This window comes from Enterobacter cloacae complex sp. SHL021 (assembly GCF_049237765.1).
GTDB classification, from domain to species: Bacteria; Pseudomonadota; Gammaproteobacteria; order Enterobacterales; family Enterobacteriaceae; genus Enterobacter; species Enterobacter cloacae.
Window position 1 is genome coordinate 183,186 of the sequence record NZ_JBMKJG010000001.1, and the last position, 13,252, is coordinate 196,437.

General features: G+C 57.7%; 12 protein-coding genes and 2 tRNA genes. 5 read left to right on the forward strand and 9 right to left on the reverse strand.

Annotated elements, in window-relative coordinates; genetic code table 11:
• Positions 1 to 62: 62 nt before the first annotated feature.
• Positions 63 to 722 (reverse strand): FtsH protease modulator YccA, encoded by a 660-nt coding sequence (gene yccA / locus ACOTZF_RS00800; RefSeq protein ID WP_013097244.1) that lies wholly within the window; start codon positions 720 to 722, stop codon positions 63 to 65.
• Between the two features lie 269 nt (positions 723 to 991).
• On the opposite strand from yccA, the gene ACOTZF_RS00805 reads away from it, so the two are divergent.
• Positions 992 to 2,620, forward strand: coding sequence for an ABC transporter substrate-binding protein (locus ACOTZF_RS00805; RefSeq protein ID WP_045295746.1), 1,629 nt, complete (start codon positions 992 to 994; stop codon positions 2,618 to 2,620).
• A gap of 143 nt (positions 2,621 to 2,763) precedes the next feature.
• Positions 2,764 to 2,851: transfer RNA gene (locus ACOTZF_RS00810), tRNA-Ser, on the forward strand.
• A 49-nt stretch (positions 2,852 to 2,900) separates the two neighbouring features.
• On the opposite strand, the gene ACOTZF_RS00815 is transcribed toward ACOTZF_RS00810, so the two are convergent.
• Genes ACOTZF_RS00815 through ACOTZF_RS00825 form a run of 3 tightly spaced genes read right to left on the reverse strand, consistent with a single transcriptional unit; the run spans position 2,901 to position 5,706 of the window.
• Positions 2,901 to 3,674 (reverse strand): ABC transporter ATP-binding protein, encoded by a 774-nt coding sequence (locus ACOTZF_RS00815; protein WP_045295747.1) that lies wholly within the window; start codon positions 3,672 to 3,674, stop codon positions 2,901 to 2,903.
• The gene (locus ACOTZF_RS00820) at positions 3,671 to 4,702 is read right to left on the reverse strand and encodes a FecCD family ABC transporter permease (RefSeq protein WP_129318134.1); all 1,032 of its coding nucleotides are present in this window, start codon (positions 4,700 to 4,702) and stop codon (positions 3,671 to 3,673) included. The genes ACOTZF_RS00815 and ACOTZF_RS00820 overlap by 4 nt, the downstream gene beginning before the upstream one ends.
• Positions 4,702 to 5,706 (reverse strand): ABC transporter substrate-binding protein, encoded by a 1,005-nt coding sequence (locus ACOTZF_RS00825; protein ID WP_045295749.1) that lies wholly within the window; start codon positions 5,704 to 5,706, stop codon positions 4,702 to 4,704. The genes ACOTZF_RS00820 and ACOTZF_RS00825 overlap by 1 nt, the downstream gene beginning before the upstream one ends.
• Positions 5,707 to 5,942: 236 nt before the next feature.
• Between ACOTZF_RS00825 and ACOTZF_RS00830 the strand changes: the two genes are divergently transcribed.
• Positions 5,943 to 6,030, forward strand: a tRNA-Ser gene (locus ACOTZF_RS00830).
• A 44-nt stretch (positions 6,031 to 6,074) separates the two neighbouring features.
• Here ACOTZF_RS00830 and ACOTZF_RS00835 read toward each other — a convergent pair.
• The 3 genes from ACOTZF_RS00835 to hpxO are packed head-to-tail and all read right to left on the reverse strand — an operon-like array spanning position 6,075 to position 9,244.
• Positions 6,075 to 7,025: a PDR/VanB family oxidoreductase gene (locus ACOTZF_RS00835; protein ID WP_061772039.1), complete on the reverse strand. Its 951-nt coding sequence runs from the start codon at positions 7,023 to 7,025 to the stop codon at positions 6,075 to 6,077.
• 12 nt (positions 7,026 to 7,037) lie between these two features.
• The gene (hpxD, locus tag ACOTZF_RS00840; RefSeq protein ID WP_038985564.1) at positions 7,038 to 8,072 is read right to left on the reverse strand and encodes a molybdenum cofactor-independent xanthine hydroxylase subunit HpxD; all 1,035 of its coding nucleotides are present in this window, start codon (positions 8,070 to 8,072) and stop codon (positions 7,038 to 7,040) included.
• 17 nt (positions 8,073 to 8,089) lie between these two features.
• Positions 8,090 to 9,244 carry an FAD-dependent urate hydroxylase HpxO gene (gene hpxO, locus ACOTZF_RS00845; RefSeq protein WP_129318135.1) on the reverse strand — a complete coding sequence of 385 codons (1,155 nt, stop codon included), beginning with the start codon at positions 9,242 to 9,244 and terminating at the stop codon, positions 8,090 to 8,092.
• A 240-nt stretch (positions 9,245 to 9,484) separates the two neighbouring features.
• Between hpxO and uraD the strand changes: the two genes are divergently transcribed.
• Both uraD and uraH read left to right on the forward strand, forming a co-directional pair.
• On the forward strand, positions 9,485 to 9,985 hold the full coding sequence (gene uraD, locus ACOTZF_RS00850) for a 2-oxo-4-hydroxy-4-carboxy-5-ureidoimidazoline decarboxylase (protein ID WP_058651231.1): 501 nt from the start codon (positions 9,485 to 9,487) through the stop codon (positions 9,983 to 9,985).
• A complete protein-coding gene (gene uraH / locus ACOTZF_RS00855) occupies positions 9,982 to 10,305 on the forward strand; it encodes a hydroxyisourate hydrolase (protein ID WP_013097234.1) in 324 nt (107 codons plus the stop codon). The genes uraD and uraH overlap by 4 nt, the downstream gene beginning before the upstream one ends.
• Here uraH and guaD read toward each other — a convergent pair.
• Positions 10,285 to 11,601 (reverse strand): guanine deaminase, encoded by a 1,317-nt coding sequence (gene guaD / locus ACOTZF_RS00860; RefSeq protein ID WP_058651232.1) that lies wholly within the window; start codon positions 11,599 to 11,601, stop codon positions 10,285 to 10,287. The genes uraH and guaD overlap by 21 nt on opposite strands.
• Entirely contained in the window at positions 11,601 to 13,109 is a 1,509-nt protein-coding gene (locus ACOTZF_RS00865) for an NCS1 family nucleobase:cation symporter-1 (RefSeq protein ID WP_129252593.1), read from the reverse strand. Before ACOTZF_RS00865 ends, guaD begins: the two co-directional genes overlap by 1 nt.
• Positions 13,110 to 13,252: the final 143 nt, after the last annotated feature.

Below are 13,252 nucleotides of genomic sequence, written 5' to 3' on the forward strand. Positions count from 1 at the left end.
CGCCGCAGTGTACCAAAAAACAAAGCCCCGCATAAGCGGGGCTCGGTACACAACACTCTGGCTTAATCCCGGCTGGCGAAGCCCAGGATGCTCAGCAGGCTGACGAAGATGTTGTACAGCGACACATACAGGCTCACGGTGGCGCGGATGTAGTTGGTCTCACCGCCGTGAATGATGTTGCTGGTTTCATACAGGATCGCGCCGGATGACAGCAGGATAAACACCGCGCTAATCGCCAGGTGCAGGGCAGGGAGCTGCAGGAAGATGTTAGCCACCATACCAATCAGCACCACCACGATACCTGCCATCAGCATACCGCCGAGGAAGGACATGTCCTTGCGGGTGGTTAGCACGTAGGCGGAGCAGCAGAAGAACACCAGCGCGGTGCCGCCCAGCGCCATACCGATCACATCACCCATGCCGGCAGACAGGTATGCGTTCAGGATTGGCCCCAGGATATAACCCAGGAAGCCGGTAAAGGCGAACGCGGAAAGAATACCGACCGGTTTGTCAGCGGTTTTGTAGGTCAGGAACATCAGACCGTACATCCCCACCAGCGTCAGGATCAGCCCCGGAGACGGCAGCATCAGCACGGTGCTGGCGGTGGCGGTGATCGCCGAAAACGCCAGCGTCAGGCTGAGCATAAAGTACGTATTGCGCAGCACCTTGTGGGTGCTGAGTAGCGATGTGCGGTCGCGTGAGGAAGTAATTATACGATCCATGAGTCACTCTCTTATGACAGATGTAATTAACGGAAAGAATAGGAAACGGCGCGCCAGTCTCAAAGTGGTTTTACCCATCTTTACTCAGCAGGTTAGCGCCGGAGTTGGTTATTTCTTCTGCAAAAAGACGTTTCATCAGTATGAACAGCGGTTTGGCACAATTAATCAGATCAAGCTCTTATAGGTTACTGAAAAATATTGCCTTATTACCATAAGGCCGCTAAGAGTTATTTCCGGATCGTCACAAAACAGACAATAAGGCGAAGGAAATGAAACCACAAACACGCATTCACTTTACACTCTCTTTACTGGCGGCCGGGATCCTGTGCGCCAGCACGGCAACCTGGGCGGCTAACGTGCCGGCAGGAACGCAGCTGGCCGATAAGCAGGAACTGGTCAGGAATAACGGAAGTGAACCCGCTTCGCTCGACCCGCATAAAGTCGAAAGCGATGTCGAATTCAATATTATCAGCGATTTATTCGACGGGCTGGTCAGTGTCTCCCCGGCGGGTGAAATCCAGCCACGGCTGGCGGAAAAATGGGAGAACAAGGACAACACCGTCTGGACGTTCCATCTGCGTCCGGGCATCACCTGGAGCGACGGTACCGCCATCACCGCGGAAGATATCGTCTGGAGCTGGCAGCGACTGGTCGATCCAAAAACCGCCTCACCGTATGCCAGCTATCCCGGAAGCATGCTTATTGTCAACGGTAATGAAATTGCCGAAGGCAAAAAAGCGCCCGATACGCTGGGCGTGAAAGCCATCAATGACACCACGCTGGAAGTCACGCTTTCGCAGCCTAATGCTGCTTTCCTGGCGATGCTGGCACACCCGTCTCTGGTGCCGATAGATAAAGTCCTGGTGGGGCGTTTCGGCGATAAGTGGACCAAGCCCGAGCACATCGTCAGCAGCGGCGCCTATAAGCTGTCCTCATGGGTAGTTAACGAACGCATTGTGGCGGAGCGTAACCCGCGCTACTGGGATAATGCCCATACCGTGATCAACAAGGTGACATATCTGCCTATCACCTCCGAGGCGGCTGATGTGAACCGCTATAAAGCGGGAGAAATCGATATTGTCTACACGGTGCCAGTCAACCAGTTCGCCCAGCTTAAGAAAACGCTGGGCAGTCAGTTGGATGTCTCTCCGCAGCTTGCCACCTACTATTACGAATTCAACACCGCCCGTCCGCCGTTCAACGATGCGCGCGTGCGTAAGGCGCTCAATATGGCGCTCGATAAAGACATCATCGCAGATAAAGTGATGGGGCAGGGGCAGCGTCCGGCGTGGCTTATCAGCCAGCCGGACATTGGTGGCGTTAAGTTACAGAACCCGGATTACGCCAGCTGGCCGCGGGACAAACGAATTGCCGAGGCGAAAAAACTGCTCGAAGAGGCCGGGTATAACGCCAGCCATCCACTGAGTTTTAATCTGCTGTATAACACCTCTGAAACGCACCAGCGTATCGCGATTGCTGCCAGCTCAATGTGGAAGAAAAATCTCGGCGTCGAGGCGAAGCTGCAGAACCAGGAGTGGAAAACCATGCTCGATACCATGCACACCCATAACTTTGACGCGGTGCGCTACGCCTGGATTGCCGATTATGATGATGCCTCCACGTTCCTGAATAACTTCCGTACCGGGGATAGCCAAAACACCACGCAGTACAGCAATCCTGAGTACGATCAAGCGCTGGTGAATGCCGCGAAGTCGAAAACGGCACAAGAGCGCGGTAAGTTTTATCAACAGGCAGAGGATTTGCTGGGGCGTGATGTGCCGGCGATCCCTGTCTATCACTACGTTCGTACGCACCTGGTGAAGCCGTGGGTGGGGGGATTCACGCCGGATAAGCTCGGGTACTACTACACGAAAGATATGTACATCAAAAAACACTAAGGCAATCGCTGGATATTATGCTGGCAAAATGGCCAATATGTTGTCTATTCAACCGATTAAACGTAATTTGGCTATTTTTAAAGCGAACGAATGCGCGTGCTCTTTACAGCCTGCGGTGAGGTGTTTATAGTTCGCCTCAATTAGGAAGCGTGGCCGAGCGGTTGAAGGCACCGGTCTTGAAAACCGGCGACCCGAAAGGGTTCTAGAGTTCGAATCTCTACGCTTCCGCCAAATTCGAAAACCCTGCGATAGCAATATCGCAGGGTTTTTTGCTTTGGCTCTACACCTCCGCCATGCCACCCATGTTGTAGCCGATCGTCATCCCGGCGTCTGCCCTGTAGACGCTCGCTTTGACACACCAGGTTTGCTCGATATTTTCAGGGGTGAGCACTTCCGCAGGCGCGCCCGTGGCCGCGATACGCCCGGCCTTCAGAAGGATCAGCCGCTGGCAGTAGTTAGCCGCCAGATTGAGATCGTGCAGCGCCACCACCACCGTAAGAGGCAGTTGCGATATAAGTCGCATCAGCTCCAGCTGGTGCTGAATGTCCAGGTGGTTTGTCGGCTCATCAAGCAGCAACACCCGGGGCTGCTGTGCCAGCGCTCGCGCTATCTGGGTTCGCTGACGCTCCCCACCAGACAGTTGCTGCCACCGCCGCTGGCGTAATCCGCATAGCCGCATGAGGCTAATCGCCTCTTCCACCGCCACATCATCATCGCGAGTGCTTCTCTGAAACGCCTTCCGGTAAGGCGTACGTCCCAGCCGCACGATTTCCTCGACGGTCAGTTCTCCCTCAACGTCGGCATGTTGTGGGACGAAAGCTAACTGCCGCGCGCGCGTTTTTAACGGCATCACGCTAAGCGACGTGCCATTAAGCGCGACGCGTTCACTGTGGTGTGGAAACAGCCCGGCAAGACAGCGTAACAGCGTTGATTTGCCCGAGCCGTTTGGCCCTAACAGGCCGACAATCTGCCCGGATGACAGGTCGAGATCGATATCCTCAAGCACTGTCTGTGCTTGTCGGGTCACACTTAACCCGGAGACGGAAATATTCATGGATGCTCCTTCCGGTTTTGATAAAGCAGCGCCACAAAGACAGGTGCGCCCACCAGTGCCGTCACCACGCCGATGGGAAGCACCTGGTGCACAATCAGCGTGCGTGACACGACATCGGCCAGGATCATAAAGTGCGCGCCGATAAGAAACGTCAGCGGGATCGTGCGGCGATGGCCCGGACCGCTGAGCATGCGCGTCACATGAGGAATGACCAGACCCACAAATCCCACTGCGCCTATGGCACTGACCAGGGTTGCGGTGACGAACGCGCAGGTCAGCAACAGGATAATTCGTACGGCGGTCACCGGAATCCCGAGGGTGGTAGAGACCTCGTCTCCAAAGGTAAAGGTGTCCAGCGCCTGCGAAAAGAGGCATACCATCAGCAGGCCCGTCAACGTAACGGCCAGCGCCAGCAGCGCGTCTGGCCAGCGCACACCGCTCAGGCTGCCCATTAACCAGAACATAACGCTACGCGACTGCTCGGCATTGGCGGAGGTGCTGACGATATACGCGGTCATGGCGTTGAAGAGCTGTGTGCCCGCAATGCCTGCCAGCAAAATGCGCGACGGGCTTGCGCTCATGCCGTTTGTAATCAACATGATGAGCGCAAAAGCGGCGCAGGCGCCAACAAACGCACCGCTGCTCACGCCAATCACGCTCCCCCCGATACCGAGCAGCATCACGCAGACGGCCCCCAGCGAAGCGCCTGCTGAGATGCCCAGCAGATAGGGCTCCGCCAGGGGGGTGCGCAGTATTGACTGGAGCACCAGCCCGCACAGCGCCAGGCCGCCGCCGCTGCAAGCAGCCATTAATGCGCGGCTCATGCGGTACTGCCAGACGATGCCTTCCTCGGGTTGCGGCAGAACGTATGCAGTCAGCCCAAGACCATTGAGGATCGCTTTTCCGGTAACGGCATACGATACCGGCATATCGCCGATACTCGCGGCAAAGACCAGCATCAGCGGCAATGCCACGGCGCCTGCCGCCATTAACCCCTGCTGGCGGCGGGGAGAAGATACATGACTCATTATTCGCCCTGGAATGAAGCCAGCCGATCGCTGATAAGCTCAACCGCGTCGACGTTACGCAAAGAAGGGTTTAACGACATTGCGGGCACCACAATAATCTGATTATTCCTGACCGCCGGAATGTTTCTTGTCACCGGATCGCGTCGTAAAAAGGCCTCTTTTACCGCGGCGTCATCGGCAGGGTAGAGCCTGCGTGACATCTGAGCGATGACGATAACGTCTGGCTGCATTTGGGCAATATGTTCCCAGGTGACAGCGGGCCATTCATCATGCGAATCAATAACGTTCTTTAACCCCAGCGTGCGGCTGATCCAGCCAGGTGCGCCGTAATTCCCTGCCACCCAGGGATCGCCATTCAGGCGGCTGCTTGAAAACCAGAAGACAACCTTCAGGGGTTTTGCTGAGATGCGCGCCTGCGCTTTCTGAATCCGTTCTGTCAGCTCACGATTGAGCTGCTCGCCGCGCGCGGGAACATCAAAGATGGCGGCCAGGTCTGTGACTTCGTGTTTTATTTCTGCCAGTGAAAACGGCGTGCTCCGTGCTCCGTCAGCGTTTGAGGTTGCCGTCACCGTTTTGTCCGTGCAGTCGGCAGGGGAGATCCACGTCTTAATCCCCAGGGATGCAAACTGCTCGCGTGTTCCCACCTCGCCCTGCGGGCCAATATGCCAGTGATACTGAGCGAGGACGAGTTCCGGTTTTTGTCCCACCACGGCTTCAAAAGAGGGGGAGTTATCCGCAAGCCGGGGGAGTTTTTTTCCGGCATCAGCCAGCGAATCCGGGAGTTTGCCGAACCAGACTGAGGTTGCGGCGACAGATTTTTCCAGCCCCAGCGCGAGCAGCAATTCCGTTTCATGCTGACCCACGGTAACGACGCGCTGTGGCGCTTGTGTAAAGGTCTGCCTGACGCCGCAATTTTCAATCGTCAGCGGGTAAGTTGTTGCTGCAAACGTGGCTGGTGCCATGGCCAGCAGTACTGTCAGTAATAACCCTTTTTTCAGAAGCATAAAAATCAATCCCAAATTGTTATGTTATAACATAATACATATATTGTGATTGAGCGCAACACGCTGCCTGCCTGACATTTGCCGGTGCCTGTAATGAGAGGGAAACTTCATATTCAGATTAACGTCGCCGAAGTGAGTCATGACGCCAGAGGGCGGGGTGATGGTGAGCAAGTGTAACTTTATGCAATTTCACGCTTTACATCATGCTCAGAGATGTTTATAGTGCGCCTCACTTTGGAAGCGTGGCCGAGCGGTTGAAGGCACCGGTCTTGAAAACCGGCGACCCGAAAGGGTTCTAGAGTTCGAATCTCTACGCTTCCGCCAAATTCGAAAACCCTGCGATAGCACTATCGCAGGGTTTTTTCGTTTTACAGCCCAATCACCAGCTCAGCGGAATGACTTCTTGAGCAACACAGCGCCACATGCGGGTTCGGGGCGTTTTTCTCTGCCTCTGACTGTACGCTGTCCCGGTGATCCACCACGCCGTCAATCACCGGTGTCAGACACGCACCGCAGATCCCCATCTCGCAGGAGAGCGGTACGGCCACACCGTTTTCCTGCAGCACCTGGGCAATAGTTTTATCAGCGGGCACAGGCCAGCGCTCTCCGGTGGAGGCCAGTTTAACCGTGAAGATCTCGCCACTTTCAGCGCCGGTATCAGGCGCAGCGGGTTGAAACGCCTCGCTGTGGATCGTGGCGCCATCCCAGCCTTTCGCCGTCGCCACCTCACGTACTTTTTCCATAAACCCGGCCGGGCCACAGACCCAGGCGTGAAGACCCGCCGCGGCCACCGGGATATGCTCTGCCAGCAACGTGCGCGGGCTGGTGGTATGGATAACGCATTCGCCGTGCTTCAGCTGCGCCAGCTCGCGGGCGAAAGCCGCGCTTTCAGCGTGTTTGACATAATAGTGCAGAGTGAACGGGGTTCCGGCTGCTTCCAGCTGCAGGGCCATGGCATACAGTGGCGTAATCCCGATCCCCGCAGCCAGCAGCAACACCCGTTCGGCCTCCTGCAGGGCAAATAGATTGCGCGGCGCGGAGATCAGCAGCGTCTGACCGGGACGCAGCGTCTCATGAATATAGCGCGACCCGCCGCGCGAGGCGGTTTCCCGGCCCACGCAGATCAGATAGCCTTCACTCCCGCATGGGCCGGTCAGGGAATACTGACGTATAACCCCGCAGGGCAGATGCACGTCGATATGCGCACCGGGCTGCCACTCAGGCAGCGCTTCACCGTTTTCCGCCACCAGCCTGACGGCGAGGCTTTTGTTCCCCTGACGCCACAGCCCGTCGACGATAACGCTTAAGATATCACTCATGACAGCCCTCCATCAGACCAGGAAAAACGCGCCAAAACCCATCTTTTTCAGCCCCCGGCGATAGGCAATCGAGCTTTTATCCGCGGGAATATGGGCTTCAAGGGTCAGATCCAACGGCAAACTTTCCGGGCGCTGGGTCTCGACCATCAGGCGGTCTTCCTCAAAAATCCGCAGGTTAAAGGCATGCACCTCTTCCACCGGGATATGCAGGTCAAAGTTGCGCGCAATCGGGGCAAACATGCGGGTGACGCGTGACGAGACCGGCGACGCGGCGTTCATGATCACCAGCCGGGATTCACCCGGAAAATGGATCGTCAGGGTGGCGGTAAACGGCAAATGCATTTCAAAATGGCGCAGCCACTGGAAGCCTTCCGGCGCCTGCACATCAGCGCTGGCGGGATAATTGCTCACCGAACTCCAGTAGTCCGCTACAAAACCAAACGGTGTTTCCTGTGGCTGATAGGTCGGGACGAGCTGGTTATCCGGGTCCGCAAAGGTGCTGGTGTGGATCCACGCAAAATGCGCCACATCCAGAAATCCTTCCACCTGGCGGCCAGCGAAGCCATTTACCTCAAACGCCGGACAGTTGATCTGCTGAAAGCCGTCGTCATCCCAGTGCGGCATGGTGGGCAGCGGCATCGGGTTGTCGGGGTCAAACGCCAGACACGTCCAGATCAAGCCAAAGCGCTCCTCCACGGCGTAGTTAATCAGGTTCAGCTTCGCCGGTACCGGCTGGTCGGGGCTGGAGGGAATACGGTTGCAGCGGCCATCTTCCCCGAAGCGCAGGCCATGGTAGGGGCAGATAATCCCGTGCTCATCATGAAAGCCCAGCGTCAGCGGCACGCCGCGATGCGGACAAACGTCGCGGGCGACCACGACCTGGCCGTTCACGCGGTAGATAACCAGCGCTTCGTCCAGCAGGGTCGCCTTAACCGGCGCCGCGCCAATGTCGCAGGCGCGCGCAACCGGATGCCAGCACTTTGCCAGACGCAGCCAGTCCTCTGGCTCAAACGTGCAATGGGCGGGTGGTACAGGTGCTTTATTCATGTGTATTCCTCTTACGTTCAGCCTAATGGTCCGCCCTGAATGGTGTCGCACAAACCGTTGATAATGCGCTCCCCGGTCTCCTCTCTCAGCTCCTGATACCAGGCTCTGGTTAACGCCATATCTTTACCGTGCGTGACGTCACAGCGCTTGCGAGCCTTCAGCACCATGTCGCGTACCCGGTCACAGCGCAGGGCTTCGTACTGCCGCAGCGCCAGAGTAATGTTGTGGTTTTCGCGCAGACAATCACCCAGCACCACCGCATCCTCCAGCGCCGCGCAGCCGCCCTGGCCGATATCCGGCGTGGTGCTGTGCGCCGCATCGCCGAGCAGCGCCACGTGGCCGCGTACCAGGCTGTCGAAGGGCTCAATGTCGTGGATTTCTATGCGGTTGGTGGTATTCGGATCCAGCGCGGCGATCAGCTTCTGCACCGGCGGCGCCCAGCCGCGGAAGTAACCCGTGAGATCGGCTCTGAGGGTGGTGCGATCTTCCGCCAGACCGAGGGGAAGCGGGACATCAAAAAAGAAATAGAAGCGGCCACCGGAGACGGGCATCAGCGACACACGCTTGCCTTCTCCCACGAACGTGGTCCACTGGTGGGCGGGGGCAATCTCTTCATCAATCTTCACCAGTCCGTTCCAGTTAACGTAACCGGCGTAGCGGCGCTCGGGGGTATACCCCAGCACGTACGGGCGCACCGCCGAATGGCTGCCGTCGGCGGCAATCAGAAAATCGCCCGTCGCCGTGCTGCCGTCGGTAAATGTTACGCTGACGCCAGCATCATCTTCCCGGACGTGTTCGACGCGCTTGCCGAACTGCACCCGCTCGCGACCCCAGAAGTCCAGCATCTCGCGCTGCAGTTCAGCGCGCGAGACGGGGCAGGGGCGTCCCCCGGTGCGCTCCACCAGCGGGGCCAGGCTAAAGCGGGTCAACGTGTCGCCGCGCCGGTGATCCTTGTAGGCCATAAAGCGCATTGGCCCGCCGTATGTCTCAATGATGTCGCCCATGCCGAGGTGCTGCATGCATTTCACCCCGTTGGGCCAGATGGAGATGGCCGCGCCAACGGGTTTGATCTCTTTTACTGCTTCAAACACGGTACAGTCGATGCCCGCCTTTTCCAGCGCGACAGCGGCGCTCAGGCCACCAATGCCCGCACCAATGACGATTGCTTTCATGCTTCTCTCCTTTTGCCGGGTGTCATTAACATCAGCAATTTGCGTACCAGGCTGCAGAGTGCGGTAAAGGGCGTTGTGGGAGGGATGTTTGCACTGCTAAGGTGCGTTATCGCGGTGGGAATGCCTTTTTATGAATCAATAATTTCCGGTTTAGGGATCAGGAATCAACTGTTTCAGGCCTCAGGCAAGAGTGGCGTGTTTTGTGCAATGTTCAGGGACGATGATGACACGGGAGGAACCATGATAACGCTGGACGATTTTAATTACCGGAGTCACGAAGAGGTGCTTACGCTATTACACCCTTGCGTGGCCATTCCCGGCTGGGCCGAGGCGCTGGTCGCCGGGCGGCCTTATCCGAGCCGGGAGGTTTTGTTTAACGCGGCCCAGGCGCTGACGAAAAGCTGGGATGAACACGCGCTCACGCAGGCCCTGAGCGCGCATCCGCGCATCGGTGAGAAGCCCATGGGCACGCAGGCGGAGGCGGCGCTGTCGCGTCGGGAGCAGGGAGCGGTGAATCATGATGATGCCCGGCTTGCTGAGGCGTTACGGGCAGGCAATGCCCGCTACGAAAGCCGTTTCGGGCGCGTCTTTCTGATCCGCGCCAAAGGCCGCAGCGGGGAGGAGATCCTGCAGGCCCTGAACGCGCGGCTGGAAAACAGCGATGCGCAGGAGGTGCAGGCCGCACTGGATCAGCTGCGGGAAATTACCTTATTACGACTGGAAGGAGTCATTGGCGCATGAGCACGCTCAGTACACATATTCTGGATATCTCGACGGGCAAACCCGCGCAGGGGGTGACGGTACGTCTTGAACAGGACGCGGAGATCATCGCAACTGGCGTGACCAACGCGCAGGGCCGCATCACCGAATTTGTTCCCGTCCTGCCTGCGGGCCGCTATCGGCTGGTGGCCGAGACTGGCGCCTGGTTTAGCGAAACGGGGCGCGACACGCTCTATCCCTGCGCGCAGATTGATTTTCTTATAGGCGAAACGGCAGATGAGCACTTCCATCTGCCGTTTGTGATTGCCCCTGGCGGCTGGTCAACCTACCGCGGCAGCTGACCACACTGGCTCGCCGTTGACCCAGGTTTGGCTGATATTACGCTCGTCGCCCAGGGTCATCAGCACAAACAGTTGCTCGTAGATATCCTTGCAGCGCCCGCTACGCAGGCGCTGCAGCGGGGTGACGGCCGGGTCGATCACGATAAAATCGGCCTCTTTGCCTGGAGCGAAATTGCCAATTTTGTCATCCAGACGCAGGGCATGCGCGCCACCCAGCGTGGCATGATAAAAGGCCTCGCTGGCGCGCAGGCGATAGCTCTGCAACTGACCCACCTTGTAAGCTTCCCCCAGCGTGCGCAGCATACTGAAGGTGGTACCCGCGCCGACGTCGGTGCCGATACCCATCCGCACCTTGTGCTGCCAGCAGGCGGGTAACCGAAACAGCCCGCTGCCAAGAAACAGATTGGAAGTAGGACAAAACGCCACCGCCGATCCGGTGTCGTGCAGGCACTGCCACTCGCTGTGGTGCAGATGGATCCCGTGAGCAAACACGCTGCGCTCGCCGGTGAGGCCGTAGTGGTGATAGACATCCAGATAACGTTCATGCTCCGGCCACAGGTCATTAACCCAGGCCACTTCGTTCGGGTTTTCGCTCAGATGGGTCTGCAGCCAGGTGTCCGGAAACTCCTCTCTGAGTAAATGCACCGCCGCCAGCAGTTCCGGTGATGAGGTGGGCGCAAAGCGTGGCGTAATGGCATACCCCAGCCGTCCATGGTGGTGCCAGCGCTGGATTAGATCCCGCGTCTGCTGGTAGCTCTGTTGTGCCGTTTCGGTCAGGTAGTCCGGGGTGTGCCGGTCCATCATCACCTTCCCGGCGATCAGGCGCATATTCAGGCGCGATGCTTCGGTAAACAGCGCATCCACCGATTGCGGATGCAGTGTGCAAAACACCAGTGCGGTGGTAGTGCCGTGGCTCACCAGTTGATTTATGAAAAATTCTGCAATCTCTTTTGCGTAGCTCTCGTCGGCAAACTGGCTCTCCACCGGAAACGTATAGGTGGTCAGCCACTCCAGCAGTTGCTCGCCGAAGGCGCCGATCATCTCGGTCTGCGGGTAATGAACGTGGGTATCGATAAAGCCGGGCAGCAGCAGTTTGCCGCGCAGGTCGGTGTAACCCTTGTGCGGGTCAAGATATTGCTCTCCATCCTGCCAGGCCATGAGCGCCACGATTTTCCCGTGGTAAATAAACAGCAGGCCGTCCTCCTGGTAGCGCGCATGTTCGGCAATCAGGTCTGCGCTGTCGCAGACCCGGGCGATATCGAAAAATGCACCGCGTATCGCAGTCTGGTAATCCATCACGGCTCCTGTCTGATTGTTTGCGTGGCCTCGCGTGCCGTGAAGTGAGCGGCGGACGCCACTTCGCGCTCTTCGCGCGCCAGCCAGCGGTAGGTTACCCCGCCAAGGAACACGCCAATGAACCAGCTAAAGTTTGCCACCTCATGCAGCGCCGGGATGAAGCTTATCACCAGCCCGACGGCAACCGAGGGGATCAGCGCGCCGATGGCTTTCGGGTTAAAGCCGTTGCGGTACCAGTATTTCCCTTCTGGCGTGTCATCGAACAGGTCGTCCACGGATACCTTGCCACGCTTAATCAGGTAGAAATCGGCAATCAGGATACCGAACAGCGGACCGATAAACGCCCCCAGCACATCCAGGGTGTAATGAATAAGCTCCGGGGAGTTAAACAGGTTCCACGGGGTTAACAGGATCGAGCCGACGGCGGCAATCATTCCCCCGGTGCGGAAGCTGATTTTCTGCGGGGAACAGTTAGAGAAATCAAACGCCGGGGAGACGAAGTTGGCCACGATGTTAATCCCGATGGTGGCGGTGATCATGGTCAACAGACCAATCGCCACCGCCAGATCGTTGCCCACGCGGCTGACGGTTTCAATCGGGTCGGTGATCATGCGGCCAAACAGCGACTGGGTACCGGAGACAATCACCACGGTCACGATGGAGAACAGCAGGAAGTTAAACGGCAGGCCCCAGCGGTTGCCGCGGCGGATTTCCCCCATGCTTTTGCCGTAGCGGGAGAAATCACCAAAGTTGAGCAACGGGCCTGAGAAGTAGGAGACCACCAGCGCCGTGGCGGTGATCATCTGCCAGGTCTGCTCGCCTGCGCTCAGGGATTTGCTGGCGAGGGTAAAGGAGATCCCGTCGAATCCGGTCTTGTATACAATCCATCCTGCCAGCGCCAGCATCACCACATACACCGCCGGGCCGGCGATGTCGATAAAGCGCTTGATGGCATTCATGCCGTGCCAGAAGACCATTGCCTGCAATACCCACATAATGGCAAAGCAGACCCAGCCCAGGTGCGACAGTCCGAGGAACGCGCCGGTGGTGAGCGACGAGAGCGACGGCCAGAACTTCAGCGCCACCAGCATCAGGGCGTTAGCGGCCAGATAGGTCTGAATGCCGTACCACGCAAAGGCGATAAGCCCGCGGATCACCGCCGGAATGTTCGCCCCGAACACACCAAAGGCCTGACGGCTGATCACCGCATACGGCACGCCCGCCATCTGGCTCGGTTTCGCCACCAGGTTGGCACACAACTGCACAATGCAAATTCCCACCAGCAGGCAGAGCAACACCTGCCAGCTTGCCAGCCCGAGCGTAAAGAAGCTCGCGGCGACCACGTATCCCCCCATGCTGTGGACGTCGGACATCCAGAAAGAAAAGATGTTGTACCAGCTCCAGTTCTGGTCACGCGTCGGTGCCAAATCCTCATTGCAAAGCCGTGGGCTGTATACCGCACCGGAATCAGTGGCCGTACCGTGTTGCATATTTTGTCTGTTTGGCATGAAACCTGCTCCTGTGAATGAAAACCCGTTGAGTGGGAGTGCAGACGGTGTTGCAGGATCCAGGCCAAAATAATAAATCTTGTATGCAATATTTTATTTTTATGTATACGATTCGATAGCGAAAAGTAAAAAGTGGAGTGGTT

Coding starts and splice junctions, on each gene's coding strand:
- yccA (WP_013097244.1), bottom strand. CDS start 722: ATGGATCGTATAATTACTTCCTCACGCGACCGCACATCGCTACTCAGC.
- ACOTZF_RS00865 (WP_129252593.1), bottom strand. CDS start 13,109: ATGCCAAACAGACAAAATATGCAACACGGTACGGCCACTGATTCCGGT.
- ACOTZF_RS00820 (WP_129318134.1), bottom strand. CDS start 4,702: ATGAGTCATGTATCTTCTCCCCGCCGCCAGCAGGGGTTAATGGCGGCA.
- hpxO (WP_129318135.1), bottom strand. CDS start 9,244: ATGAAAGCAATCGTCATTGGTGCGGGCATTGGTGGCCTGAGCGCCGCT.
- ACOTZF_RS00825 (WP_045295749.1), bottom strand. CDS start 5,706: ATGCTTCTGAAAAAAGGGTTATTACTGACAGTACTGCTGGCCATGGCA.
- hpxD (WP_038985564.1), bottom strand. CDS start 8,072: ATGAATAAAGCACCTGTACCACCCGCCCATTGCACGTTTGAGCCAGAG.
- ACOTZF_RS00835 (WP_061772039.1), bottom strand. CDS start 7,025: ATGAGTGATATCTTAAGCGTTATCGTCGACGGGCTGTGGCGTCAGGGG.
- ACOTZF_RS00805 (WP_045295746.1), top strand. CDS start 992: ATGAAACCACAAACACGCATTCACTTTACACTCTCTTTACTGGCGGCC.
- uraD (WP_058651231.1), top strand. CDS start 9,485: ATGATAACGCTGGACGATTTTAATTACCGGAGTCACGAAGAGGTGCTT.
- uraH (WP_013097234.1), top strand. CDS start 9,982: ATGAGCACGCTCAGTACACATATTCTGGATATCTCGACGGGCAAACCC.
- guaD (WP_058651232.1), bottom strand. CDS start 11,601: ATGGATTACCAGACTGCGATACGCGGTGCATTTTTCGATATCGCCCGG.
- ACOTZF_RS00815 (WP_045295747.1), bottom strand. CDS start 3,674: ATGAATATTTCCGTCTCCGGGTTAAGTGTGACCCGACAAGCACAGACA.